The organism is Nonomuraea rosea, assembly GCF_039539705.1.
Lineage (GTDB): Bacteria > Actinomycetota > Actinomycetes > Streptosporangiales > Streptosporangiaceae > Nonomuraea > Nonomuraea rosea.
In genome coordinates this window covers 166,842-190,869 of sequence record NZ_BAABDQ010000016.1, presented here as the reverse complement: position 1 = coordinate 190,869, position 24,028 = coordinate 166,842, and the positions used below count along the sequence as shown (strand labels likewise).

27 protein-coding genes are annotated in these 24,028 nt (G+C 69.9%); 22 read left to right on the top strand and 5 right to left on the bottom strand.

The features are described from left to right. Window positions 1-3 precede the first annotated feature (3 nt). The 6 genes from ABEA43_RS32940 (at window position 4) to ABEA43_RS32915 (ending at window position 6,167) form a co-directional block, all read left to right on the top strand. A complete protein-coding gene (locus tag ABEA43_RS32940) occupies window positions 4-681 on the top strand; it encodes a redox-sensing transcriptional repressor Rex (RefSeq protein WP_345568082.1) in 678 nt (225 codons plus the stop codon). Continuing rightward, entirely contained in the window at window positions 678-1,934 is a 1,257-nt protein-coding gene (locus ABEA43_RS32935; RefSeq protein ID WP_345567941.1) for a glutamyl-tRNA reductase, read from the top strand. Before ABEA43_RS32940 ends, ABEA43_RS32935 begins: the two co-directional genes overlap by 4 nt. After that, window positions 1,931-2,845: a hydroxymethylbilane synthase gene (hemC, locus tag ABEA43_RS32930; RefSeq protein ID WP_345567939.1), complete on the top strand. Its 915-nt coding sequence runs from the start codon at window positions 1,931-1,933 to the stop codon at window positions 2,843-2,845. Before ABEA43_RS32935 ends, hemC begins: the two co-directional genes overlap by 4 nt. After that, on the top strand, window positions 2,842-4,395 hold the full coding sequence (locus ABEA43_RS32925) for a bifunctional uroporphyrinogen-III C-methyltransferase/uroporphyrinogen-III synthase (RefSeq protein ID WP_345567937.1): 1,554 nt from the start codon (window positions 2,842-2,844) through the stop codon (window positions 4,393-4,395). The genes hemC and ABEA43_RS32925 overlap by 4 nt, the downstream gene beginning before the upstream one ends. Further along, window positions 4,392-5,375, top strand: coding sequence for a porphobilinogen synthase (gene hemB / locus ABEA43_RS32920; protein WP_345567935.1), 984 nt, complete (start codon window positions 4,392-4,394; stop codon window positions 5,373-5,375). The genes ABEA43_RS32925 and hemB overlap by 4 nt, the downstream gene beginning before the upstream one ends. A 162-nt stretch (window positions 5,376-5,537) precedes the next feature. Next, window positions 5,538-6,167, top strand: a complete 630-nt coding sequence (locus ABEA43_RS32915) for a bifunctional DNA primase/polymerase (RefSeq protein WP_345567933.1) — start codon at window positions 5,538-5,540, stop codon at window positions 6,165-6,167. A 36-nt stretch (window positions 6,168-6,203) separates the two neighbouring features. Here the strand turns inward: ABEA43_RS32915 and ABEA43_RS32910 are convergent, their stop codons facing one another. After that, a complete protein-coding gene (locus tag ABEA43_RS32910; RefSeq protein ID WP_345567932.1) occupies window positions 6,204-6,380 on the bottom strand; it encodes a hypothetical protein in 177 nt (58 codons plus the stop codon). Window positions 6,381-6,495: 115 nt separating this feature from the next. Here ABEA43_RS32910 and hemL point away from each other — a divergent pair, with 115 nt between their 5' ends. After that, a complete protein-coding gene (gene hemL / locus ABEA43_RS32905) occupies window positions 6,496-7,788 on the top strand; it encodes a glutamate-1-semialdehyde 2,1-aminomutase (RefSeq protein ID WP_345567930.1) in 1,293 nt (430 codons plus the stop codon). Here hemL and ABEA43_RS32900 read toward each other — a convergent pair. Beyond that, complete coding sequence (locus ABEA43_RS32900) at window positions 7,727-8,635, bottom strand: EamA family transporter (protein WP_345567929.1); 909 nt, start codon at window positions 8,633-8,635, stop codon at window positions 7,727-7,729. The two genes, hemL and ABEA43_RS32900, sit on opposite strands and share 62 nt — an antisense overlap. A gap of 184 nt (window positions 8,636-8,819) precedes the next feature. On the opposite strand from ABEA43_RS32900, the gene ABEA43_RS32895 reads away from it, so the two are divergent. The 6 genes from ABEA43_RS32895 (at window position 8,820) to ccsB (ending at window position 14,475) form a co-directional block, all read left to right on the top strand. Then, complete coding sequence (locus ABEA43_RS32895) at window positions 8,820-9,740, top strand: LysR family transcriptional regulator (RefSeq protein ID WP_345567927.1); 921 nt, start codon at window positions 8,820-8,822, stop codon at window positions 9,738-9,740. 170 nt (window positions 9,741-9,910) lie between these two features. Further along, a complete protein-coding gene (locus ABEA43_RS32890) occupies window positions 9,911-10,549 on the top strand; it encodes a histidine phosphatase family protein (RefSeq protein ID WP_345567925.1) in 639 nt (212 codons plus the stop codon). 82 nt (window positions 10,550-10,631) lie between these two features. Beyond that, window positions 10,632-11,195: a TlpA family protein disulfide reductase gene (locus tag ABEA43_RS32885; RefSeq protein ID WP_345567923.1), complete on the top strand. Its 564-nt coding sequence runs from the start codon at window positions 10,632-10,634 to the stop codon at window positions 11,193-11,195. Next, on the top strand, window positions 11,188-11,910 hold the full coding sequence (locus tag ABEA43_RS32880) for a cytochrome c biogenesis CcdA family protein (RefSeq protein WP_345567922.1): 723 nt from the start codon (window positions 11,188-11,190) through the stop codon (window positions 11,908-11,910). Before ABEA43_RS32885 ends, ABEA43_RS32880 begins: the two co-directional genes overlap by 8 nt. Then, on the top strand, window positions 11,910-13,469 hold the full coding sequence (resB, locus tag ABEA43_RS32875) for a cytochrome c biogenesis protein ResB (protein WP_345567920.1): 1,560 nt from the start codon (window positions 11,910-11,912) through the stop codon (window positions 13,467-13,469). Before ABEA43_RS32880 ends, resB begins: the two co-directional genes overlap by 1 nt. Beyond that, window positions 13,459-14,475, top strand: coding sequence for a c-type cytochrome biogenesis protein CcsB (ccsB, locus tag ABEA43_RS32870; protein ID WP_345567919.1), 1,017 nt, complete (start codon window positions 13,459-13,461; stop codon window positions 14,473-14,475). Before resB ends, ccsB begins: the two co-directional genes overlap by 11 nt. Here ccsB and ABEA43_RS32865 read toward each other — a convergent pair. Continuing rightward, window positions 14,472-14,765: a PLD nuclease N-terminal domain-containing protein gene (locus ABEA43_RS32865; protein ID WP_345567918.1), complete on the bottom strand. Its 294-nt coding sequence runs from the start codon at window positions 14,763-14,765 to the stop codon at window positions 14,472-14,474. The two genes, ccsB and ABEA43_RS32865, sit on opposite strands and share 4 nt — an antisense overlap. Before the next feature lie 136 nt (window positions 14,766-14,901). Between ABEA43_RS32865 and ABEA43_RS32860 the strand changes: the two genes are divergently transcribed. Next, window positions 14,902-16,029, top strand: a complete 1,128-nt coding sequence (locus ABEA43_RS32860) for a hypothetical protein (RefSeq protein WP_345567917.1) — start codon at window positions 14,902-14,904, stop codon at window positions 16,027-16,029. 10 nt (window positions 16,030-16,039) lie between these two features. After that, complete coding sequence (locus ABEA43_RS32855) at window positions 16,040-16,282, top strand: hypothetical protein (RefSeq protein ID WP_345567916.1); 243 nt, start codon at window positions 16,040-16,042, stop codon at window positions 16,280-16,282. A 267-nt stretch (window positions 16,283-16,549) separates the two neighbouring features. On the opposite strand, the gene ABEA43_RS32850 is transcribed toward ABEA43_RS32855, so the two are convergent. After that, a complete protein-coding gene (locus ABEA43_RS32850; RefSeq protein WP_026214226.1) occupies window positions 16,550-16,771 on the bottom strand; it encodes a BldC family transcriptional regulator in 222 nt (73 codons plus the stop codon). A gap of 256 nt (window positions 16,772-17,027) precedes the next feature. Here ABEA43_RS32850 and ABEA43_RS32845 point away from each other — a divergent pair, with 256 nt between their 5' ends. Continuing rightward, the gene (locus ABEA43_RS32845) at window positions 17,028-17,246 is read left to right on the top strand and encodes a DUF4229 domain-containing protein (RefSeq protein WP_345567915.1); all 219 of its coding nucleotides are present in this window, start codon (window positions 17,028-17,030) and stop codon (window positions 17,244-17,246) included. Here ABEA43_RS32845 and ABEA43_RS32840 read toward each other — a convergent pair. Next, window positions 17,243-18,388 (bottom strand): hypothetical protein, encoded by a 1,146-nt coding sequence (locus tag ABEA43_RS32840; RefSeq protein ID WP_345567914.1) that lies wholly within the window; start codon window positions 18,386-18,388, stop codon window positions 17,243-17,245. The genes ABEA43_RS32845 and ABEA43_RS32840 overlap by 4 nt on opposite strands. 140 nt (window positions 18,389-18,528) lie before the next feature. Here ABEA43_RS32840 and ABEA43_RS32835 point away from each other — a divergent pair, with 140 nt between their 5' ends. From ABEA43_RS32835 to ABEA43_RS32810, 6 genes are all read left to right on the top strand, one after another. Then, window positions 18,529-19,245, top strand: coding sequence for a demethylmenaquinone methyltransferase (locus ABEA43_RS32835; RefSeq protein WP_345567913.1), 717 nt, complete (start codon window positions 18,529-18,531; stop codon window positions 19,243-19,245). 492 nt (window positions 19,246-19,737) lie between these two features. Then, on the top strand, window positions 19,738-20,976 hold the full coding sequence (locus ABEA43_RS32830; RefSeq protein ID WP_345567912.1) for a geranylgeranyl reductase family protein: 1,239 nt from the start codon (window positions 19,738-19,740) through the stop codon (window positions 20,974-20,976). Between the two features lie 64 nt (window positions 20,977-21,040). After that, window positions 21,041-21,436 (top strand): NADH-quinone oxidoreductase subunit A, encoded by a 396-nt coding sequence (locus tag ABEA43_RS32825; protein WP_345567911.1) that lies wholly within the window; start codon window positions 21,041-21,043, stop codon window positions 21,434-21,436. Window positions 21,437-21,438: 2 nt separating this feature from the next. Next, window positions 21,439-21,990: a NuoB/complex I 20 kDa subunit family protein gene (locus tag ABEA43_RS32820; RefSeq protein ID WP_345567910.1), complete on the top strand. Its 552-nt coding sequence runs from the start codon at window positions 21,439-21,441 to the stop codon at window positions 21,988-21,990. Then, window positions 21,987-22,691, top strand: coding sequence for an NADH-quinone oxidoreductase subunit C (locus ABEA43_RS32815; RefSeq protein WP_425570392.1), 705 nt, complete (start codon window positions 21,987-21,989; stop codon window positions 22,689-22,691). The genes ABEA43_RS32820 and ABEA43_RS32815 overlap by 4 nt, the downstream gene beginning before the upstream one ends. Then, entirely contained in the window at window positions 22,688-24,013 is a 1,326-nt protein-coding gene (locus ABEA43_RS32810; RefSeq protein WP_345567909.1) for an NADH-quinone oxidoreductase subunit D, read from the top strand. The genes ABEA43_RS32815 and ABEA43_RS32810 overlap by 4 nt, the downstream gene beginning before the upstream one ends. Window positions 24,014-24,028 lie beyond the last annotated feature (15 nt).

Here is a 24,028-nt window from a genome sequence, read left to right as displayed (position 1 = left end):
CACGTGAAGAGCCCGTCCCAGCCCCGTGACCGCGGCATACCCGATGCGACGGTCGCCAGGCTTCCGTTGTACCTGCGGGCGCTGAACGGGATGGCCGAGCGGGGTATCGCGACCGTCAGCTCGGAGGATCTGGCCGTGGCCGCCGGGGTCAACTCCGCCAAGCTGCGCAAGGATCTTTCACACCTCGGCTCGTACGGCACTCGCGGCGTAGGCTATGACGTTGAATACCTCGTCTACCAGATCTCCCGCGAGCTCGGTCTGACGCAAGACTGGGCGGTGGCGATCGTCGGAGTCGGTAACCTCGGACGCGCGCTGGCCAACTACGGCGGTTTCGTCTCCAGAGGCTTCCGGGTCGCGGCGCTCTTCGACGCCGACCCCGAAGTCGTGGGCGACACCATAGCGGGGTTGAATGTTGAGCACATCGACGAACTGGAAGCCGTGATCCAACGGCGTGGAGTCTCGATCGTGGTTCTGGCGACACCGGCGGCAGCGGCGCAGGAAGTCTGCGATCGCGTGATAGCCGTGGGCGTGACCAGCATCCTGAACTTCGCCCCTGTCGTACTTTCCGTGCCGGATGGCGTCGATGTCCGTAAAGTCGACCTATCAATCGAACTGCAGATTCTCGCGTTCCACGAGCAACGCAAGGCTGGGGGGCCACTCATGGCGGTGGACAGTCAATGAGTGTTCTGGCTGTCGGACTCAGCCACCGGACCGCTCCGGTGGCTCTGCTGGAGCGCGTCTCGGTGACGGGCGAAGAGCTCGTCAAGCTGCTGCACGACGTGCAGCAGGACGACTGCGTCGCGGAGGCCATGGTGGTCTCGACCTGCAACAGGGTCGAGGTCTACGTCACGGTCGACCGCTTCCACGCCGCCGTCACCGCGATCAGCCGCCTGCTGGGCGTCCACTCGGGCATCCCCGCGGAAGAGCTGACGCCGCACCTCTACGTGCACTACGAGGAGCGTGCGGTCGAGCACCTGTTCTCGCTGGTGTGCGGCCTCGACTCCATGGTGGTCGGCGAGGGCCAGATCCTCGGGCAGGTCCGCCAGGCGCTCAAGCTGGCGCAGCGCCAGGGCACCGTCGGCGCGACACTCAACGAGCTGGTCCAGCAGGCGCTGCGGGTCGGCAAGCGGGCGCACCACGACACCGGCATCGACAAGGCGGGCGCCTCGCTCGTCACGGCCGGCCTCGCGCTGGCGGGTGACCTGACCGGGCGGCGGGCCCTGGTGGTGGGCGCGGGCTCCATGAGCTCGCTGGCCGCCGTCACGCTGGCCCGCGCGGGCGTCACCGACATCGTCGTGGCCAACCGCACCTACGAGCGCGGCGCCCGGCTGGCCGAGTCCGTCGGCGGCCGGGCGGTGGAGTTCGCCGCCGTGGCCGAGGAGCTGAACGCCGCCGACATCGTCATCACCTGCACAGGTGCGGGCAGGCACATCGTCACGCCGGGTATGCTGACGCGCGGCGCGTTCCTGCTCGACCTGGCGCTGCCGCACGACATCGACCCCGCCGTACGCTCGGTGCCTGGGGTGAGGCTGGTCGACCTGGAGACGATCCAGGAGTCCGGCATCGGCTCGCACGAGGGCGACGCGGTCCGGTCCGTGCGCGCGCTGGTCACCGAGGAGCTGCGCGCCTATCTCGACGCCGAACGCGCCGCCAAGGTCACCCCGACCGTGGTGGCGCTGCGCAGCAAGGCGGCGAGCGTGGTCGAGTCGGAGCTGGGCCGCCTGATGATGCGGATGCCCGATCTCGACGAGCGGGCGAGGGACGAGGTGGCCATGACCGTGCAGCGGGTCGTTGACAAACTGCTTCACGAGCCCACTGTGCGTGTCAAGCAGCTCGCCACCTGCCCAGGAGGCGATCATTATGCGGAAGCGCTGCGTGAGCTGTTCGATCTGGATCCGAAGGTGCCCGAGGCCGTGAGGGAGGTGGAGCTGTGACGTCCGGGACTCTGCGGCTGGGGACCCGCCGCAGCCTGATGGCGACCACGCAGTCGGGCATGGTGGCCGACGCCTACACCCAGCGCAGCGGACGGGCGATCGAGCTGGTCGGCGTCACGACGTTCGGTGACGTGACCAAGGCGCAGCTCGCACAGCTCGGCGGCACGGGCGTGTTCGTCAGCGCACTGCGCGACAAGCTCATGGACGACGAGGTCGACTTCGCCGTCCACTCGCTGAAGGACCTGCCGACCGCGCAGGACCCGCGCTTCGTCCTGGCCGCGATCCCCGCCAGGCACGACCACCGCGACGCGCTGGTCGGCTCGCACAAGTTCGCCGACCTGGCGCCGGGCGCCAGGGTCGGCACCGGATCGCCGCGCAGGGTCGCCATGCTCAGCGCGTTGCGTCCCGACCTCGAATACGTCCCGATCCGCGGCAACGCCGACACGCGCATCGGGAAAGTCACCTCGGGCGAGCTCGACGCGGTCGTGCTCGCCTCGGCCGGCCTGACCAGGATCGGCCGCAGCGCCGACATCGCGCAGATCTTCGAGGTCGAGGAGCTGCTGCCCGCGCCAGGCCAGGGCGCGCTGGCCGTGGAGTGCCGCGCCGACCGCGCCGACCTGATCGATTTTCTCGGCCTGCTCGACGACCCCCGCACCCGTTCCGCGGTGAACGCCGAGCGTGCCGTGCTGTCCGCCCTGGAGGCGGGGTGCTCCGCTCCGGTGGGTGCTTTCGCGGCCGATGACGGGCACACTCTGAACCTGACCGCTGTGGTCGTCGCGCTCGACGGCCGCGAGGCGGTACGCAAGTCCGCCGCCGGCTCTCCTTCGGAGGCAGTGAACCTGGGCCGCCTCCTAGCGGCCGAGATGATCGCCGAAGGGGCCGACAGATTGATGGGGGAGCATTCCCATTGAGCTCCGATAGTCCGACCTCCGGTTTCGTCGCGTTCGTGGGCGCGGGTCCCGGTGATCCCAACCTGCTCACGCTCCGCGCCGCCGAGCTGCTCGGCAAGGCCGACGCGGTGCTGCTCGACGAGGAAACGTACGGCCCGCTGCTGCACCACTGCCGCGAAGGCGTCGAGATCGTGAACGACGGCTTCGCCGGCGCCGTCAAGTGCGCCAAGCGGGGGCAGCTCGTGGTGCGCCTGTGCGAGGGCGATCCCATGCTGTTCTCCTCGATCACCGAGGAGGTCGCGGCCTGCGCCGCGGCGGAGGTGGACTTCGAGATCGTGCCCGGCGTGCCGCCCGCGACCGCCGTGCTCACCTACGCGGGCATCCCGCCGGCGACGGCGGTGCCCGAGTTCCGGATCGTCGACGCCGCGCAGGAGCAGGACTGGTCCTCACACGCCGCCTGTCCCGGCACGCTGGTCGTCTACAACGGGATCGGCGACGCCGTGGCGATCGGCAAGGCGCTCATCGCCGGCGGCAAGCCCGACACCACGCCCGTCGCGGTCAGCAGCGGCGGCACCACCACCGAGCAGTACACCGTGGTGTCCACGCTCGGCCGGCTCCAGGCCGACCTGAAGCACGCCGGGTTCACCGAGCCCGCGCTGATCGTCGTGGGCGCGGCCGTGGGGCTGCGCGACAAGCTGTCGTGGTTCGAGACCAAGCCGCTGTTCGGGTGGCGGGTGCTGGTGCCGCGCACCAAGGAGCAGTCCCGCAGCCTGTCCGACCAGCTCGTCGCGTACGGCGCGGTGCCCGAGGAGGTGCCGACCATCTCGGTCGAGCCGCCGCGCACGCCGCAGCAGATGGACCGGGCGATCAAGGGCCTGGTCACCGGGCGCTACGAGTGGGTGGCCTTCACCAGCGCGAACGCGGTCAAGGCCGTACGCGAGAAGTTCGAGGAGTACGGCCTGGACGCCCGCGCCTTCGCCGGGCTCAAGGTCGCCGCGGTCGGCGACGCGACCGCGCGGGCCCTGGTCGAGTTCGGGGTCAAGCCGGACCTGCTGCCCTCGGGCGAGCAGTCCTCCGAGGGCCTCGTGGCCGAGTGGCCGCCTTACGACTCGATGCTCGACCCGATCAACCGGGTGCTGCTGCCCCGGGCCGACATCTCCACCGACACGCTGGTGGCCGGGCTCACCGAGCTGGGCTGGGAGTGCGACGACGTGACGGCCTACCGCACCGTGCGGGCCGCGCCGCCACCCGCGCCCACCCGCGAGGCGATCAAGGGCGGCGGCTTCGACGCCGTGCTCTTCACCTCCTCCTCCACCGTGCGCAATCTCGTGGGCATCGCCGGCAAGCCGCACAACGTCACCGTGATCGCGGTCATCGGGCCGCAGACGGCCAAGACGGCCGAGGAGTTCGGCCTCCGGGTCGACGTCATGGCCGACAAGCCATCCGCATCCGCCTTGGCCGCCGCGGTGGCCGAGTACGGTGCCAAGCAGCGCCAGGCGGCCCTGGCCGCGGGCGACACCCCGCGCAGGCCCTCACAGAACCGCCGGGGCGCCAGGAGGAGAGGCAAATGAGCGCGCAATATCCCGTCGCCCGCCCCCGGCGGCTGCGGCGCGGTCCCGCCCTGCGGCGGATGGTCTCGGGCACCAGGCTGCACGCCGCGGACCTGATCCTGCCGATGTTCGTGAAGGAAGGCCTCGCCGAGCCGCAGCCGGTGGCCTCCATGCCGGGCGTCGTCCAGCACACCCGCGACTCGCTGCGCAAGGCCGCCCACGAGGCCGCGGAGGCGGGCGTGGGCGGGCTGATGCTGTTCGGCATCCCCGCGGTCAAGGACGCGCGGGGCTCGGCGGGCGACGACCCCCACGGGATCCTTCAGGTCGCGCTGCGCGACGTGAGCGCCGAGGTCGGCGACTCCATCGTGCTGATGGCCGACACCTGCCTCGACGAGTTCACCGACAACGGGCACTGCGGGATCCTGACGCCGTCCGGTGACGTGGACAACGACGCCACGCTGGAGCGCTACGCCTCGATCGCGGTGGCCCAGGCCGAGGCCGGGTCGCAGATGGTGGCGCCGAGCGGGATGATGGACGGCCAGGTGGGGGCGATCCGCGCGGCCCTCGACGGGGCCGGCCATGCGAACATCCCGATCCTGGCCTACTCCGCCAAATTCGCCTCGGCCTTCTTCGGCCCGTTCCGCGAGGCCGCCGAGTGCGCGCCGCAGTTCGGCGACCGCAGCACCCACCAGCAGGACCCCGCGGGGCCGCTGGAGGAGGCGCTGCGCGAGGTCCGGCTGGACCTGGCCGAGGGCGCCGACGCGGTCATGGTCAAGCCCGCGCTGGCCTATCTCGACATCATCGCCCGCTTCCGCGCCGAGGTGGACGTGCCGGTGGCCGCCTACCAGGTGAGCGGCGAGTACGCGATGGTCGAGGCCGCCGCGGCCAACGGCTGGGTGGACCGGGAGCGCATGATCGACGAGTCGCTGATCGCGATCAAGCGCGCGGGGGCGGACCTGATCCTGACGTACTGGGCCACGGAAGTGGCGCGACGGCTCTAACCAAGGGGTTTCCCGTCGGCTCCTGAGGCCTGTGCGTTAGAGTGCGATAACAAGTGCTGGTGTGTCCCGCGTGTGCGTAGGTGCGATGAGCCGCTGATGGCGGCCCACCGTACGGCCGGGAGCCGGGATCGCCTCAGGCACTTGGACTCGACGGGAGAAACCATGGTGGGGGTACCACTGGTTCGGCGTACCAGAAAGCGGTCACGGCCGACACGAATCGGCTCTGTGCTCGAATACGCCGGCCTGGGGTGGCCCGTCGTGCCCGGTGCCTGCCCGCTGCTCCAGGGGTCGCGCGCGTGCTCCTGTGACCGGGTCGGCTGTCCCGACCCCGGCGCCCATCCGCTCTCGCCCGCCTGGCGCACGCAGGCCACGACGGACGCGGCCCTGCTCACGCGCTGGTGGCAGGCCGATCCCGAGGCCAACGTGATCCTGCCCACCGGACGCGTGTTCGACGTCTTCGACGTACCGCTCGCCGCGGGGCTGACCGCACTCACCCGGATCGACGCCGCGCAAGCGCACTCAGGCCCGGTCGCCGCCAACGGCGACCGGGTCTTGTTCTACGTGGCCACGCGCGGCAACCCGGAGGACGAGGACGAGTGGTGGACGTGCCAGCTCGACTGCGATCCCGGGACCATCGACGACACGCCGGGGCTGCGGTGGCACTGCCGCGACAGCTACGTGCTCGCGCCGCCCTCCGTCCTTCCGACGGGGCAGTCCGTCTCCTGGCTCCGCCCGCCCGACGGCCGGCCGCTGCCCGACCCGCTGCGCATCCTGGAGTGGCTCGCCGACTGAGTCAGGAGCGGCGGATGACTCCGGCTGACCGGGATGTCAGTCGCCGGTCCGCTTGCGGACCGACCTCGCCGCCCGATGCGCCGCAGAGGCTTCGCCGAACTCCCCGCGCTGGGCTCGCTCGGCGAGCTTCTCCGGAGCCTGGATCCGTTTGATGCGCGCAACGTGCTCGCGACGTGCGAGATCGACGGTCTCCTTCTTCGTCGTTGTGCCCATGCCGATCTCAATGACCTCCTATGGCGGTGACCACTGAGGATGGCATACACAGCCACCACAACCCGGCTCGTGCCCGATCCGAGGGGTGGTCGGTGGCCCGGCTAACCTGGGTCGGGTGAGCCGTACACAGAACTCCGAGGACCTGTTCGCCCGCGCCCGCCAGGTCGTGCCCGGAGGCGTCAACTCTCCGGTGCGCGCGTTCGGCGCGGTCGGCGGCACGCCGCGCTTCATGGTCTCCGGCCAGGGCCCCTACATCACCGACGCCGACGGCAACCGCTACGTCGATCTGGTCTGCTCCTGGGGGCCGATGATCCTCGGGCACCGCCACCCCGCCGTCGTCGAGGCCGTCTCCGGCGCGGCGGCCAACGGGTTCTCCTTCGGCACGGCCACCCCCGGCGAGGTCGAGCTGGCCGAGGAGATCGTCTCCAGAGTGCCGCCGGTCGAGAAGGTGCGCCTGGTCAGCTCCGGCACCGAGGCCACGATGAGCGCGGTGCGCCTGGCGCGCGGCTTCACCGGGCGGTCCAAGGTGATCAAGTTCGCCGGGTGCTATCACGGGCACGTCGACGCGCTGCTGGCATCGGCGGGGTCGGGGGTCGTGACGTTCGGGCTGCCCGACACGCCGGGCGTGACGGGGGCGTCGGCCGCGGACACGATCGTGCTGCCGTACAACAACGTCGAGGCCGTCGAAGAGGCCTTCGCCGCCGCCGACGTCGCGTGCGTCATCACCGAGGCGTGCCCGGCGAACATGGGCGTCGTCCCGCCCCTCGACGGCTTCAACGCGCGCCTGCGCGAGCTGTGCACGGCCAACGGCGCGCTGCTCATCGTCGACGAGGTGCTGACCGGCTTCCGCGTCTCCCCGTCCGGCTGGTACGGCCTGGACCCGGTCGAGGCGGACCTGATGACGTTCGGCAAGGTCATGGGCGGCGGGCTGCCCGCGGCGGCCTTCGGCGGCCGGGCCGACGTCATGGGCTGCCTCGCCCCCGAAGGCCCGGTCTACCAGGCGGGCACCCTGTCGGGTAACCCGCTGGCGTGCGCGGCCGGCCTGGCCACGCTGCGCGCCCTGGACGACGACGCCTACGCGCGGGTGGACGCCGCCTCGCTGGCGGTGGGCCGGGGCGCCTCCGAGGCGCTCACCGCGGCAGGGGTGCCGCATCGGCTGCAGCGGGCGGGCAACCTGTTCTCGATCTTCTTCACGGACGCCGAGGTGACGAACTTCGCCGAGGCCAAGGGCCAGAACACGGCCGTGTTCACCGCGTTCTTCCACGCGATGCTCGACCAGGGCGTCTACCTGCCGCCGTCGGCGTACGAGGCGTGGTTCCTGTCGGCCGCGCACGACGACGAGGCGCTCAGCCGCGTCGCTGAAGCGCTGCCGGCAGCCGCGAAAGCGGCCGCCGCCGTCCTGGGGTGAGCGGGTCGCGGCGGGGCTTGGAGCCGGCGTACAACACGCCGCAGACGATGAGCGCCGCCGCGAGCACCTCCGGCAAGGAGAGCGACTCGCCGGCCACGAGCGCGGCCGACGACATGCCGAAGACCGGTACGAGCAGCGTGTACGGCGCCACGGTCGAGGCGTCGTACCGGCGCAGCAGCCAGCCCCAGACGCCGAAGCCGCCCAGCGTGGAGACGAAGGCCACGTAGACCAGCGACAGCCAGCCCTCCGGCGGCGCGCTCAGCACCGGCATCCCCTCCAGCAGGAAGGACATGAGCAGGAGCGGGGGCGCGGAGAAGGCGCTCACCCACACCATGAAGCGCAGTGAGTCGGGCGGCGCGGCCCGGCGCTGGACCACGTTGCCCAGCCCCCAGGCGGCCGCCGCCGCCACGCAGAGTGCGAAGGCGCCGAGCGGTCCCGACACCCCGAAGTCGAGCGCGACCAGAGTGAGGCCGCAGAAGGCGACGGCCAGACCGAGGACGCGACGGGCGGTGAGCCGCTCCTTGAGCAGCGTCACCGCGAACAACACGGTGAACAACGCCTGCGTCTGCAGGACGAGAGAGGTCAGCCCGGCCGGCATCCCGGCTCGCATGCCCACGAGCAACAGGCCGAACTGGCCGACGCCGATGGTGGCCGCCACCCCCGCGACCCAGCGCCACTGGACTCCCGGCCGCCCGGCGAAGAGCAGGGCGGGGAACGCGGCCATGGTGAACCGGGCTCCCGCGTACAGCAGCGGCGGGAAGTGCCGCAGTCCGACCTGCATGACCACGAAGTTGAAGCCCCAGACGGCCGCGAGGCCGACGGCGAGGGCGAGGTGGCGGGGGTTCACTCAGCGAGCGGGCTTCTGGTAGCGAATGCGCTGGTCGCGAGCCTGCTCGGCGAGCGACTTGAGGTACGACGTCGAGCTCTGCTGCTGCTTCTTGTCCTTGATGATTCTCATGCATCTATTTTCATCTGCTACACATTGGAGCACAAGCGAGACTTTCTACGCTAAACCATTTAGGCTGGCTTACATGTTGGACTTGAACCGGCTGAAGGCCCTTCACGCAGTTCACGTCTACGGGTCGGTCGGAGCGGCGGCGGACGCGCTCATGGTCACCCCGTCGGCCGTGTCCCAGCAGATCGCCAAGCTGGAGCGGGAGACCGGGGCCAGGCTCGTGGAGCGCAACGGCCGCGGCGTACGCCTGACGGACGCCGCAGGGCTGCTCGCCGAGCACGCCGAGCGGATCCTCGCCCTGGTCGAGACCGCGGAAGCGGACTTCGAGGCGCTGCGGGGAGAGGTCGTCGGCCGGCTGAACGTCGCCTCCTTCGCCACCGCCACCAGAGGCCTCATGCCCGGCGCCCTCGTGACGCTCAGGAAGCGCCATCCCGACCTGTGGATCCAGCTCATGGAGCGCGAGCCGGAGCGGGTGCTGCGCGACGTGGCCAGGGGCGAGCTGGACCTCGGCGTGATCCAGGACTGGCTCAACCGGCCCATGGCCATGCCGGAAGGGCTGTCCAGGGCCACGCTGCTCGACGACATCGCCGACGTGGCGGTGCCCGCGGGGCATCCGCTCGCCGGCCGCAAGGAGCTGGAGCTGGCCGAGCTGAACGGCGACCGGTGGATCAGCTCGTCGCCCGGCACCGTCTGCCACGACTGGCTGGTGTTCACGCTGCGCAACGCCTCGCTGGAGCCGGTGATCGCCTGCATGGCCGACGAGTACCCGACCCAGCTCGCCCTCGTGGCCGCGGGCCTGGGCTGCGCGATCGTGCCCAGGCTGGGACGGGACTGCGTGCCGGAGGGCGTGCGGCTCGTACCGCTGCTGCCGCGGCAGTCCCGCCGCATCTACGCGGTGTGGCGGACGGACGCCGCCCGCCGTCCCGCGATCAGGGCCCTGGTCGAGGCGCTGACGGAGACGAGCAGGACGCAGGAAAACTCCTGGGCGGTCTCCTGAAGGCCCGCATCGGCTCAGTGCGATGGCGACGATGCCGCCGAGGATCACCCCGGCGGCCGGCAGCCGGCGCGGCAGGCCGCCGGCATCGGCCCCTTTACCCGCGCCCGAATTGCCCACAGTCGCGGGCTACGGCCGGATGGCGCGTCCGAGCGGATAAGCTGAAGCACACCATGGCTGAAACCACCGTCGTCCACCTTTTGCGCCACGGTGAGGTGCACAACCCCCAGGGCATCCTGTACGGCAGGCTGCCCGGCTACCACCTGTCCGAGACGGGTCAGCTCATGGCCGAGACGGTCGCCAAGGCTGTCGGCGGCCGTGACATCGCCGCCCTGTACAGCTCGCCGCTCGAACGCGCCCTGGAGACCTCCGCCCCGCTCGCCGAGAAGCTCGGGCTCGACATCGTCCAGGACGACCGCCTGATCGAGGCGGGCAACCTGCTCGAAGGGCGCAGGCTCGGCCAGGGCCTGGCCGTCTTCCGCAACCCGCGCAACTACCGCTATTTCTGGAACCCGATGCGCCCGTCCTGGGGCGAGCCGTACCCGGTCATCGTCAAGCGCATGCGCTCGATCATCGACGAGGCCAGGGCCGCGGTGCGGGGGCACGAGACCGTGCTGGTCAGCCACCAGCTCCCGATCTGGGCGATCAGGAGTGCCGCCGAGGGCCGCAGGCTCTGGCACGACCCCAGGCGCAGGCAGTGCGCGCTGGCCAGTCTCACCACGCTCACGTTCGACGGCGACCGCCTGATCAGCATCGGCTACAGCGAGCCCGCCGGGTCGCTGCAGACCGGTCCGTCCATCCCCGGGGCCTGATCGCTCCCCAGTGTCAGGGGCGTACGACCCCGGCGGTAGAGTTGCAAGCTCTACCGGTTGTAGTACAAGGAGATCTTCCTCCGTGCGCGCGAAGTCCATCTCCCTCGTTCTCCTGGCTGTGCTGGTCGCGGGCTGCGCGGGCAATCAGAGTGGTCAACCCCAGGCGGGTGACACCCGGTTCGTCGCGGGCGACGGGAAGATGCAGGTGTTCGGCGTGGGCGAGCGCAAGGCCGCCCCGGCGATCGAGGGGCCGACCCTCGACGGCGCCACCGCCTCGCTCGCCGCGCACAAGGGCAAGGTCGTGGTGCTCAACTTCTGGGCGTCGTGGTGCGGCCCGTGCCGGGCCGAGGCGCCGGTGCTCAAGGAGGTCGCGGCCAAGACCAAGGGCAGCGTGGAGTTCCTCGGCGTCGACTTCAAGGACCGGCAGGCCGACGCGCTGGCGTTCGAGCGCACGGAGCAGACCGGCTACCCGCACCTCTTCGACCAGCCGGGCAAGGTGGCGCTGGCCTTCCAGGGCACCGTGCCGCCCGCGGCCATCCCGTCCACGCTGATCATCGACAAGCAGGGCAGGATCGCGGCCAGGGCGCTCGGCGCGGTCAAGTACACCGACCTGATGAACGCCGTGACCAAGGTCCGCGATGAATGACGTCGTCGCCTCGGGTTCGTTGCTCCTGGCGATACCGATCGCGGTGTTCGCCGGGCTGGTGTCGTTCCTGTCGCCGTGCGTGCTGCCGCTGGTGCCCGGCTACCTGTCGTACGTGACCGGCATGAGCGCCGATCCCAAACGTGGGCGGCTGGTGCTCGGGACCGCGCTGTTCGTGGCCGGGTTCGGGCTGGTGTTCGTGCTCAGCGGGGCGCTGTTCGGCGGGCTCGGCTCGATCATGCTGGTCAACGCCGACCTCATCACGCGCGTGCTCGGCGTGGTGACGATCCTGCTCGGGCTGGCGTTCCTGGGCGTCGTCCCCGGGCTGATGCGCGACGTGCGCATCCACCGGCTGCCCGCCGCGGGGCTGGCGGGCGCGCCGCTGCTCGGCGTGGTGTTCGGGCTGGGCTGGACGCCCTGCATCGGGCCGACCCTGGCCGTCGTGCTGGCGCTGGGGCTCAACGAGGGCAGCGCGGGGCGCGGGGCTCTCCTGGCCGTCGCGTACGCCCTGGGCCTCGGGCTGCCCTTCGTGGGCGCGGCGCTCGCGTACAGCAAGGCGTTGCGCACGTTCCGGGCCATCCGCCGGCATTCGCGCCTGATCACGAGGATCGGCGGCGGCATGATGGTGGCCGTCGGGGTGCTGCTCGTGTCGGGGCTCTGGGGAGAGATGATCGCGGCCATGCAGGGTCTGATCGGCGCCTTCGAGCCGGTGATCTGATGAGTGTCACGGAGCTGCCGCAGGACCAGGCCCCCAAGCACGTCAAGCTCGGGCTGACCGGCTGGGCGCGGTGGGGCTGGCGGACGCTGACCTCGATGAAGACGGCGCTGATCCTGCTCTTCCTGCTCGCGCTCGGCTCGGTGCCCGGCTCGCTGGTGCCGCAGCGCGGCGTCGACCCCGACAAGGTCGCGAAGATCTACGAGCAGAGCCCGGTGCTGGCCGAGTGGTACGACCGGCTGCAGCTCTTCGAGGTGTTCACCTCGTCCTGGTTCGCGGCCGTCTACCTGCTGCTGTTCGCCTCGCTGGTCGGCTGCATCATCCCCCGCACCGCGACCTACGTGCGCGAGCTGCGCCGCAAGCCGCCCGCCGCGCCGAAGAACCTGTCCAGGCTGCCCCACTCCGCCACGCTCGACGGCGGCCTGTCCGCCGAGGAGGCCGCGCGGCGGCTGCGCAAGCTGCGCTTCCGCGTCGTGACCGGCGACGGCTGGGTGTCGGCGGAGAAGGGCTTCCTGCGCGAGACCGGCAACCTGTTCTTCCACATCGCGCTGCTCGGCATCCTGCTTGCGATCGGCGCCGGCTCGCTGTTCGGCTACCGGGGCAACGTCCTGGTCGTCGAGGGCGACGGGTTCGCCAACACCGTGGCCGCCTACGACCGGTTCATCCCGGGCAGCCAGGTCTCCGCCGAGTCGCTGGAGCCGTTCTCGTTCCAGCTCGCCGACCTCAAGGTCGCCTACCAGGTCACGGGCGACAAGAAGGGGCAGGTGCTCGACTACACCGCCCGTCTCAAGGTCAACGACTCGCCCGGGTCGCCCGCCCGCGACTACGACCTCAAGGTCAACGACCCGCTCGAGATCGACGGCACCCAGACCTACCTCATCGGCAACGGCTACGCCCCCGTCTTCAAGATCACCGACGGCAAGGGACAGGTCGCCTTCGAGGGGCCCGTGCCGTGCCTGATCGAGCAGAAGACCACGATGACCTCGGGCTGCGTGGTCAAGGCGCCCGACGCGCAGCCGGCGCAGCTCGGGTTCCTGCTGCAGTTCCTGCCGACCAGCGTCCCGCTGACCGACGGCAGCTACGTCTCCGCCTTCCCCGGCGAGCTCAACCCCGAGGTGCAGATCCTCGGGGCCTTCTCCGGCGACCTGGGCGTGCGCTCGGGCAAGCCGCAGTCGGTCTACGTGCTGGCCGAGGACGAGGTGCTCAAGAAGCTCCACCCGCTGCTCATGGCGTCCAAGGCGCCGAAGCCGCTGGCCGTGGGGCAGTCGGTGGACCTGCCGGAAGGCGCGGGCAAGATCGAGTTCACCGGCGTCAAGGAGTGGATCACGCTGCAGACGGCCTACGACCCGGGCCGCCTGCCCGCCCTCGTGGCCGCGGCCACCGCCGTCGTCGCGATCGCGCTCTCGCTCATGATCCGGCGTCGCCGGATCTTCGTCCGGATCAAGGAGGGGGCGGCCGAGGTGGGCGGGCTGACCCGTACAGAGGGCTCCGCGGCGGGCTTCGCCGAGGAGTTCGCCGACATTGTGAAGGTTCTATCCGCAGGAGCAAAGGATGTCCGCTGAGCAACTCGCCGAGCTGAGCGACCTTTTCGTCGTCGCCGCCGTCCTGCTCTACGTCTTCGCCATGGTGGCGTTCGCTTTCGAGCTGGCCTTCGGCCGGGCTCGGCCCAACAAGGCCGAGGCCGATCGGGTGCCGGTCACCGTCGGGGCCCCAGAGGCAGACGCGGCCGCGGGGATGGCCGCGTGGGAGGCCGCGAAGGCGGACGCCGCGGGTGAGGTCCACTTCGCCGTGAAGGCCGACTCGGGCGCCTACGGCGCGATGCCGGTCCGCTCGGGCAGGTCCTCCGGGGCGGCCAAGGCCGGGCTGGTGGCGCTCGGGCTGGCCTGGCTGGGCTGGGCCGCCAACCTCGCCGCCATCGCCACGCGCGGCCTGTCCGCGGACCGGTGGCCGTGGGGCAACATGTACGAGTTCGTGGTCGCGATCTGCTTCGCCGCCGTGACCGCGTTCCTCGGCACCCAGCTCCGCCACAACGTGCGGTTCCTGGGCGCCTTCGTCATGGTGACGGCCGCGCTCGGTCTCGGGTTCGCGGTCAAGGTCTTCTACACGGCCGCGGGGCCCGTCGTACCGGCCCTGAACTCGTACTGGATCGCCATCCACGTCACCGCCGCCATCCTGGCCACCGGGCTGCTGACGCTGGCGGGCGTGTCAGGCATCCTCTACCTGCTGCGCGGCGACGGGATGTCGCGCCTGCCCGCCCGCGCCGACCTGGAGCGGGTGGCGCACAGGGCGATCGTGCTTGCCTTCCCGCTGTGGACGTTCGCGGTCATCGCGGGCGCGCTCTGGGCGGACCGGGCCTGGGGCCGCTATTGGGGCTGGGACCCGAAGGAGGTCTGGTCGTTCATCACGTGGGTGGCCTACGCCGCCTACCTGCACGCCAGGGTGACGGCCGGATGGCGGGGCAAGGCCGCGACGATCGTGCAACTCGTGGCGTTCGGCTGCCTCCTGTTCAACCTCATCGGCGTCAACCTCTTCATCCAGGGCCTGCACGGCTACGCGGACGTGAACTAGCTCATATCGTCGCCGCGCATGCGCCGGTCGAGGTCGCGAAGGAAGTCGGCGTCGTCGTCCGGCCCCTTCGGCACGCCCGGACCCGGGGAAACGGGCCACGCCGCGCGCGGGGCCCGCGGGCGGCCACGCGCCATCCACACCAGACCGCCGAGCAACGGAATCAGCACCACGATCAGCATCCACAGTGCTTTTGGTACGTTCCTAACCTCGTCTTCGGGCGTGGTGACCACGTCGAACAGTGAGAAAAGCCAGAAGGCCAGCAGCGCCAGGCCGATCAGAACACCTGCCATGCCCGAACTGTAAGCCATCCGCGACGTGATCGTGCTTCCTGATGTCCCATTTCGGGTGACTAGGGGAAGATCGGCGTCGTACGGTGGTACCCGATGCGGCGGTGTCCACGGGGCTCCACAGGCGTTGAGAGGTGTGATGGCCTTTTCTCACGACAAGGGCCGGCATAGGCGTGGTCGCTGGTGGCGGCGCGGGTCGTACCTCTTCTCGCGGCGCGGCGAGGCGCCTCCTGACGCGGACCGGTCCTTCTGGTCCATCGCCCGCGAGAAGCCTCAGGAGACCCGCGGGCTGGGCCGGGGCCGCGAAGGTGCCGAGAGCCGCCGCGGGCCTGGCACGGGCGAGCTCCGCGGCGAACGGTCCCTCTGGAGAGGACGCCCGGCCCCCGAGCGGTCCGGTGCCGGACGGCCCGAGCCCGAGCGGATGGCCTGGCCGGGCGGCGATGAGCAGCCGCTGTTCGCGCACCGCGAGAGCCGCCATCCTGAGCACGGGGAGCGGCGGGCGCAGGACGGCGGTCGCGAGGTCACGTGGGACGGTCTCGAGATGCGCGGCCGCCCCGAGCGGCTGTCCGCCGCCGTGGTCGAGAGCCCCCGCTACACCTGGCACGACTTCGAGATCGACGACAAGCCGCCCAGAGCCCAGCCGAACCTGCCCGACGTGCCCTCCAGGGGCGACGGCCTGCGCCACTGCGGCAAGCTGGAGCCGATCCTGCACCGCCAGTGGGACGCCTGGCAGGGCCCGCCGCCGATAGAGGTCGTACGCGCCGTGGAGAGCCTGGCCAGGCTGCCCGACCGCCTGAAGGAGAAGCTCGCGGCGGGCCTCGAAGGCATCTACGTCGGCAGTGGCGGCGTCCCCGACCTCGACGACATGGGCTACTTACGCGGCGCCCCGCTGCCGTCGGGCCGCGCCACGTGGGACATCTGCGCGGGAGCGTACGGCGACCGCAAGATCGTCGTCGGTGACCGCCCCTCACCCACGCCCGACGTGATGATGCACGAGGTGGGCCACGCGATCGACGACGTCGACTCGGCCTACGGGGACTGGGTCTCGGACTCGCCCGAGTTCGCGCGGCTGCACGAGACGGCGATGCCGCTGCTGGCCTCGTCCTTCCACCGCCAGTCCGGCGGGCTGGGCCGCAAGGAGTTCTTCGCCGACGCCTTCGCCGCCATCGCCTCCCGCCAGCGGCCGGCCCTCGTGGACATGCTCGGGGGCGACACGCGGATGGCGCTCGACGTCATGCTGTTCTTCAACCGGCGCTACGGAATCTAGGTGATCCACGATGTACGTCATCCGGCTCGCGGACGGGACCCTGCGCGTGCCGCAGAGCCTGACCAGCGAAGACGGGCGTCTGATCGGCAACGCGTACGTGGAGCTGCAGCCTGGTGACCCGGACTACGAGCAGTGGCTGCCGGAGTCGCTGACCGAGGAGGAGGACGCGGAGCGCCGCAGGCGCTGGGAAGAGGAGAACGACGAGCTGGAGCGTGAGTTCCTGGCCTTCAAGGCGGAGCAGGGGGAGGCCTGACCCCATCGCTCGCACCGGCGCTCGGCCGGGCGGCGGCTGATCGCATCGGAGGACAGGCGGGGGATGCCTGGCCGCGTCGATCGGACTGGCGCCAGCCACGGTCGGCGGATGGCGCCGTCCTGTGCTCACCGTACGGAAGTGTGGCCGGTAAGCACGCGAACAGTGGGTTCCGCCAGCGGTGATCCTGGCGGTAGATACAGACTCTGCATCCTGCGATGGACCGTTGTAAAACGACCCACCGCGCAGGATCACCGACTAGACGGAACGTCAGACGCGCGGGGACTCACCTGCTGGCCTGTCGGCCGTAAGAACGTCCTCGCCTCGGAGAAGGGCGTGCACTTCCGATTCGCGGAAGCGCCGGTGCCCTCCGGGGGTGCGGATACTGCTGATGCGGCCTGCCGCAGCCCAGCGTGTAACCGTCTTTGGGTCTACCCGGAAGAGGGCGGCAACCTCTCCTGGGGTCAGCAGACGCTCGCTGCTACTCTCCACCAATCTCTCCCCCTCGCATCCCGCTTCCTGCCAGCGGGCGGACAGGTAACCAGTGTGTCGAGCGAAGCCTGATTTATCCGTGGTTTTCGACAAAGATCACGGGTTGTTATCAGCTGACTGCCCGATTGTTATATGATAGAGCCTCTTTGGGGCTCTCGTGGGTGTTTCTTTACGAAACTCCCTGACTGGGAACAGTAGCAGTGCTCGCGACCGATGCGAAGAGCGACCGCTGCGCAGGTCCGAGTAACCTCGACCTGTGCGTCCCGTTCTCGTTTACACCGCGTCGCGGATCGGCCTGTTCGTCGTGACCCTCGGTGTCCTGTACCTGCTCTGGCCCGTAAACCTGCTGGTGCTGATCGTGGTTTCTTTCTTGATCAGCGGGATAGCCAGCTATGTCCTGCTGTCCAAGCAGCGCGATGCCATGAGCGCACGTATCAGCGACAGGATCGACCGGCCGAAGCCGCAGGACGACTAGGGCAGAGGGAACATGCCAATCCGGGCATGGTACTCCCGTCCGAGTCTCGTTGTGTCGCTACCGACAAGTAGTCCGCCGGGGTGCGCGAAAAACGCCTTCACCCCGATCCCGCGCTCTCGCGTGGGATTCCAAGTCAGGGCCTTTCCGGTGCCGGGATGAATGGCGCCGATGCCCGGGCGTGACACGGCTCCCGGGCCTGCGGAGTCGCGGCCCTGCGGATTGTCGAGCCAGCGCAGGTGGCCGCCGACATAGACCGCCGCCCCCGTCACCGAGACCGCGTAGAGCGAGTCGCCGCCGGTGCTGTTGACCCAGGTGGGCCTGATGGCCGAGCCCTTGGCGTAGGTCTCGAACCTGGCGGCCGTGTCGCACATCCCGCCCCTGGGGCCCCCGGTGGTGACGACCGCGAAGTAGCGGCCGTCGGGCGAGAAGTCCAGGCCGCGTACGTACGAGGGGAAGTTGCTCATGCACCTGCGCGCGTACGCCTCCGTGCGCCAGGGGGCGACCCGCGCGACCCGGCCGCCGACGTTGATCAGCCCGAGCTGGGGCCGGGAGTGGCCGCCGAGCGTGGTGAACGTGCCGTCCACCGCGAGCCGGTCGCGGGAGAGCGCGAGCGCGTAGACCTTGACCCTGGCTGTCAGCGGGTCTCCCGGGGCGATCGCGAAGTCCCGGTCGGGCGCGCCCGTGGCCGCGTCGAGCCTGGTCAGCGCGGTGCCCGGGCTGATGAAGTCGCCGCCGACGTAGAGCCGCGTCCCCTGCCTGGCCAGCGCGGTCACCATGCCGCCGCCGATGCGCGGCTCGAAGCCGGGCACCAATGAGCCGTCGGCCAGGCTGAGCCTGGCCAGCGCTCTGGAGCGCAGGTTGTTGACGCCGGGGAACTCGCCGCCGACGTAGACGGTGCCGCGGTCGCCGGCGGCCAGGCCGTAGACCGGTCCGGCCACGCCGGGCCGGAAGCCCGGCAGCACGCGGCCGGTCACGACGTCGTACGCGAACAGGTTGTCGCGCCGGTAGACGGTGCTCCGGCCGGCGTCGGCCACTTCGGTGAACGAGCCGCCGACGACGACGGTGCGGCCGACGAGGGTGATGGCGTTGACGATGCCGTCGAGGACATGAGGGGTGCTGTCGACCGGGTCGGCCGAAACCACGCGGGAATGCGCGGAAGCAGGGGCCGAAGCGATGATCGCCGCAAGGGCGACACGGGCAAGCATTCGCCAATTTCTAGCAGACGTTAAGTAGTCTCGCGGCTACTTTCCGTTGATTGTCCTGATAGCCATAGGCTGGGGGCATGACGCGCGCTCAATTGGACAAACAGCCGGGCGAGGTCGCCGCGATGTTCGATCGCACCGCCCGGCGCTACGACGTGGTCAACGATGTGATCTCCCTCGGGCAGGTCAGGCTCTGGCGCAAGGCGGTGGCCGCCGCCGTCGACGCGGGTCCTGGGGAGATCGTCCTTGACCTGGGGGCGGGCACCGGCACGTCCACCGACGCCTTCACCTCGCTGGGCGCGCGGGCGATCGCCTCCGACTTCTCGCTCGGCATGCTGCGCACCGGCGTGCGACGGCACGGCGGCAACGCGCTGACCGGCGAGGGCGTGCCGTTCATCGCGGGTGACGCGTTGCGGCTGCCGTTCGCCGACGACGCTTTCGACGCGGTGACGATCTCGGTGGCGCTGCGCAATGTGCACGACACCGCGCAGGCGCTGCGGGAGATGCTGCGGGTGACCAGGCCGGGCGGGCGTCTGGTGATCCTGGAGTTCTCGCATGTGACGTTCGGCGCGTTCGACATGATCTACCGCGAATATCTGATGCGGCTGCTGCCGAAGGTGGCGAAGGTGTTCGGCTCCAACGACGACTCCTACGAATACCTGGCCGAGTCGATCAGGGACTGGCCCGACCAGCCGACGCTGGCGCGGATCATCCAGGAATCGGGCTGGGAACGTGTCGCCTGGCGCAATCTCACGATGGGGATCGTCGCCATGCACCGGGCATTCAAGCCCGCCTGAGGCTGATGGCGGGCGGATCGGGCTCCGATGTACGCAGTGCAATTTCACTATTCACCCGCGAAGGCCCTCGCGGGCGCGTCCGCTCGATTTCCCGGATTTTCGGCTGTCATTTCCGGTCGAGTTCTCGAGGTAATAATCCCCGGCCCGGCGAAGAGATCGGGCGCTGCGGGACGGGCGTTCCAGGGCGCGCAGGAGCCCTCGCGGGAGCGGCTGCTAGCGTGACGATCATGACGTCGAGGCCCCAGGCGACACGCCCTCCACTTGGATCACAGAACAGCACCCCGACTGCCACTATGTACAGGAAAAGCAGTAGACTGCGGGCCGACAAGTTTGTGAAGGGGTTCACAAAGGAACGAAGGCGCCACACCCCGAGGCCTTCGAGCGTGTAGGACAGGACAGTCCAGTGACCGTGCCAAGAGCCACAGCGCAAGCGCAGGAGCTCGCCACGAGACAGCGACGCGGAAGCCGCCGATCGGCGAAGCGGGCGCGACCATGATCGAAAATGACGCCGACGTCATCGTCGTCGGCGCCGGTCCCGCCGGTTCGACGACCGCTTTTCACCTCGCGCAGGCCGGCCTCGACGTGCTGCTCCTGGAGAAGACCAGGTTCCCCCGCGAGAAGGTCTGCGGCGACGGCCTGACCCCCAGGGCGGTCAAGCAGCTCCAGAACATGGCCGTGGACATCGACGCGCCCGGCTGGGTCAGGAACAAGGGCCTGCGCGTCGTCGGCGGCGGCCTGCGTTTCGAGCTCGACTGGCCGCAGCTGGAGCGCTTCCCCGACTTCGGGCTCGTGCGCACCCGCCAGGACTTCGACCAGATCGTCGCCGCCACCGCCGTCAAGAACGGCGCCCGCCTCATGGAGGGCGTGACCGTCACCGGGCCCGTCCTCGACGACCGCAGCGGCCACATCGTCGGCGTGACGACCAAGGACGGCCGCGAATACCGCGCCCGCGTCGTGGTGGCGGCCGACGGCAACAGCACCCGGCTGGCCCTGGGCATGGGCCTGCACAAGCGGGAAGACCGCCCGATGGGCGTGGCCGTGCGGACCTACTTCGAGAGTCCCCGCCACGACGACGACTACCTGGAGACATGGCTGGAGCTGTGGGACGGCGACACGCTGCTGCCCGGCTACGGCTGGGTCTTCGGCGTCGGCGACGGCACCTCCAACGTCGGGCTCGGGCTGCTCAACACCAGCGACCAGTTCAAGAACATCGACTACCGCGACCTGCTGCGCCGCTGGTGCCGGTCGATGCCGGCCGACTGGGGCTTCACCGAGGAGAACATGACGGCGCCCATCCGCGGCGCCGCGCTCCCGATGGCCTTCAACAGGCAGCCGCACTACACACGCGGCCTGGTGCTCGTGGGGGACTCCGGCGGGTCGATCAACCCGTTCAACGGCGAGGGCATCGCCTACGCCATGGAGACCGGCGAGATCGCCGCCGAGATCATCGCGAAGGCCCTGAAGGACACCACTCCCGCCCAGCGCGAGCGGATCCTGCGGACCTACCCCAGTGTCCTGAAAGACGCCTACGGCGGTTACTTCACGCTCGGCAGGTTGTTCGTCGAGGCAATTGGGAAGCCGGGTGTGATGAGCTTCGGGACAAGGCACGGGTTGCCTCACCCGAGGCTGATGCGCTTTGCGCTCAAACTCCTTGGTAATCTCACCGACCGGCGAGGCGATGCGTCGGACATGATCATTAACGCACTCTCAAAGGTCGCCCCACCAGCATGAATCCCAGAATCCACAGATCAAGCTGCGCGCCCGCGCGCGCGGCGACTCCAGAGGAGGCGTAGCGATGGACCTTTACGTGCCCATCCTGGTGCTCGCCGTTCTCGCGGGGGGCTTCGCGGTCTTCTCGGTCGCCATCGCCCCCTTCACCGGTCCCAAGCGCTGGAACCGCGCCAAGCTTGACGCCTACGAATGCGGCATCGAGCCGACGCCCCAGCCGATCGGTGGCGGACGGTTCCCGCTCAAATACATGATCACCGCGATGCTCTTCATCGTGTTCGACATCGAGATCATCTTCCTTTACCCGTGGGCGGTCTCCTTCGCACCGGAGACGAACGACGCCGGGCAGGTGCTGTCCTCCGGCCTCGGGCTGTTCGCGCTCGTAGAGATGCTGCTGTTCATCGCCACCGTGCTCGTCGCCTACGCGTACGTGTGGCGCCGCAAGGGTCTGGACTGGGACTGAAAATGGGAATTGAAGAGAAACTCCCCAGCGGGTTCATCCTCAGCACGGTCGAGGCGGCCGCAGGATGGGCACGCAAGAACTCCGTGTGGCCGGCCACGTTCGGCCTCGCGTGTTGCGCCATCGAGCTGATGGCCACCGGTGGCCCCCACTACGACCTGGCGCGCTTCGGTATGGAGCGCGCTTCGGCGTCTCCCCGCCAGGCCGACCTCATGATCGTCGCCGGGCGCGTCTCGCAGAAGATGGCTCCCGTCCTGCGCCAGATCTACGACCAGATGGCCGAGCCCAAGTGGGTCATCTCCATGGGCGTGTGCGCCTCCAGCGGCGGCATGTTCAACAACTACGCGATCGTGCAGGGCGTCGACCACATCGTGCCGGTGGACGTCTACCTGCCCGGCTGCCCGCCGCGGCCCGAGATGCTCATCGACGCGATCGTGAAGCTGCACGACAAGATCCAGAACATGAAGTTCGGCGCGCACCGGGCCAAGCAGATCGAGGACCTCGAGCTGCAGGCGCTGCGCACGCTGCCGCTGATCGACCAGGGGGCCGCGAAGTGACCTCGCCCGACAACCTCCCAGGGAGCCCGGACAGCGGGGAGACCCCCGAGGTCGCGGTCCCGGCGGTGCCGGAGCCGCCCGTCGCCAGGCGCGGCATGTTCGGCGCGCAGGACACGGGCGACACCTCCGGCTACGGCGGCCTCGTCGTACGCCGGGCGCCCCAGCTCTCGACGCCCCGCCCGTTCGGCGGCTACTTCGACGAGCTCGTCGACACCCTCGCGCTCGACGACGCGATCGACCGCGTGGTCGTGGACCGCGGCGAGCTCACGCTGCACGTCAAGCGCGAGCGCCTGGTCGAGGTGTGCCAGAAGCTGCGCGACGACCCGGCGCTGCGCTTCGAGCTCTCGCTCGGCGTGTCGGGCGTCCACTACCCGCACCTGGCGGGCGAGGAGCTGCACGCGGTCATCCACCTGTGCTCGATCACCCACAACCGGCGCGTCCGCGTCGAGGCGAGCGCACCTGACGCCGACCCGCACATTCCATCCACCGTCGGCGTTTACCCTGGTCACGACTGGCATGAGCGCGAGACGTACGACTTCTTCGGCATCATCTTCGACGGCCATCCCGCGCTCACCCGGATCATGATGCCGGACGACTGGGACGGCCACCCCCAGCGCAAGGACTACCCGCTCGGCGGCATCCCGGTCGAATACCGGGGCGCGACCATCCCTGCGCCCGACGAGAGGAGGTCCTACTCATGAGCACCGCTTATGAGGAGGCGACCGAGGGCAAGGTCTACTCGGTCACCGGCGCCGACTGGGACGACGTCGTCACCGGCGTGCGTGACTCCGAAGAGGAGCGCCTGGTCGTCAACATGGGCCCGCAGCACCCGTCCACCCACGGCGTGCTCCGCCTGGTCCTGACCCTCGACGGTGAGACGGTCACCGAGGCGCGCGGCGTCATCGGCTACCTGCACACCGGCATCGAGAAGAACATGGAATACCGGACGTGGACCCAGGGGACCACGTTCGTGACCCGCATGGACTACCTCTCGCCGATCTTCAACGAGACCGCCTACTGCATGGGCGTGGAGAAGCTGCTCGGCATCGAGGACCGCGTGCCCGACAGGGCGCAGGCCATCCGCGTGATGATGATGGAGCTCAACCGCATCGCCTCGCACCTGGTCGCGATGGGCACGTTCGGCATGGAGCTGGGCGCGACCACGCCGTTCCTCTTCGGGTACCGCGATCGTGAAATGATCATGGACCTGTTCGAGTACATCACCGGCCTGCGCATGAACCACGCCTACATCAGGCCGGGCGGCGTGAGCGTCGACCTGCCCGCGGGCGCGGTCGACAAGGTCGGCGAGTTCCTCAAGGAGATGCCCAAGCGCATCAAGGACATCCGCAAGCTCCTCGACGAGAACCCCGTCTACGTGCGCCGCACCAGGGACGTGGCCTACCTCGACCTGACCGGCTGCATGGCGCTGGGCATCACCGGCCCGATCCTGCGCGCCGCCGGCCTGCCATGGGACCTGCGCAAGTCGCAGCCCTACTGCGGCTACGAGACCTACGAGTTCGACGTCGCCACCGAGCGTGGCTGTGACGTCTACTCGCGCTATCTCGTGCGCATGAGGGAGATGGAGGAGTCCCTCAAGATCATCGAGCAGGCTCTGGACCGCATCGCCGGTCCGCTCAAGGGCGACCCGGTGATGATCGAGGACAAGAAGATCGGCTGGCCCGCGCAGCTCGCGCTCGGCCCCGACGGGTTCGGCAACTCGCCCGACCACATCGCCCACATCATGGGCAGCTCCATGGAGGCCCTCATCCACCACTTCAAGCTGGTGACCGAGGGCTTCAGGGTGCCGGCCGGGCAGGCGTACGCCAGCATCGAGTCGCCCAAGGGCGAGCTCGGCGCGCACGTGGTCAGCGACGGCGGCACCCGCCCCTACCGCGTGCACTTCCGCGAGCCGTCCTTCTGCAACCTGCAGGGCTTCCCCGCGATGGCGGAGGGCGGCCAGATCGCCGACGTCATCGCCGCGGTGGCTTCTATCGACCCCGTCATGGGAGGTGTGGACAGGTGAACGAGCGCAGCGAGG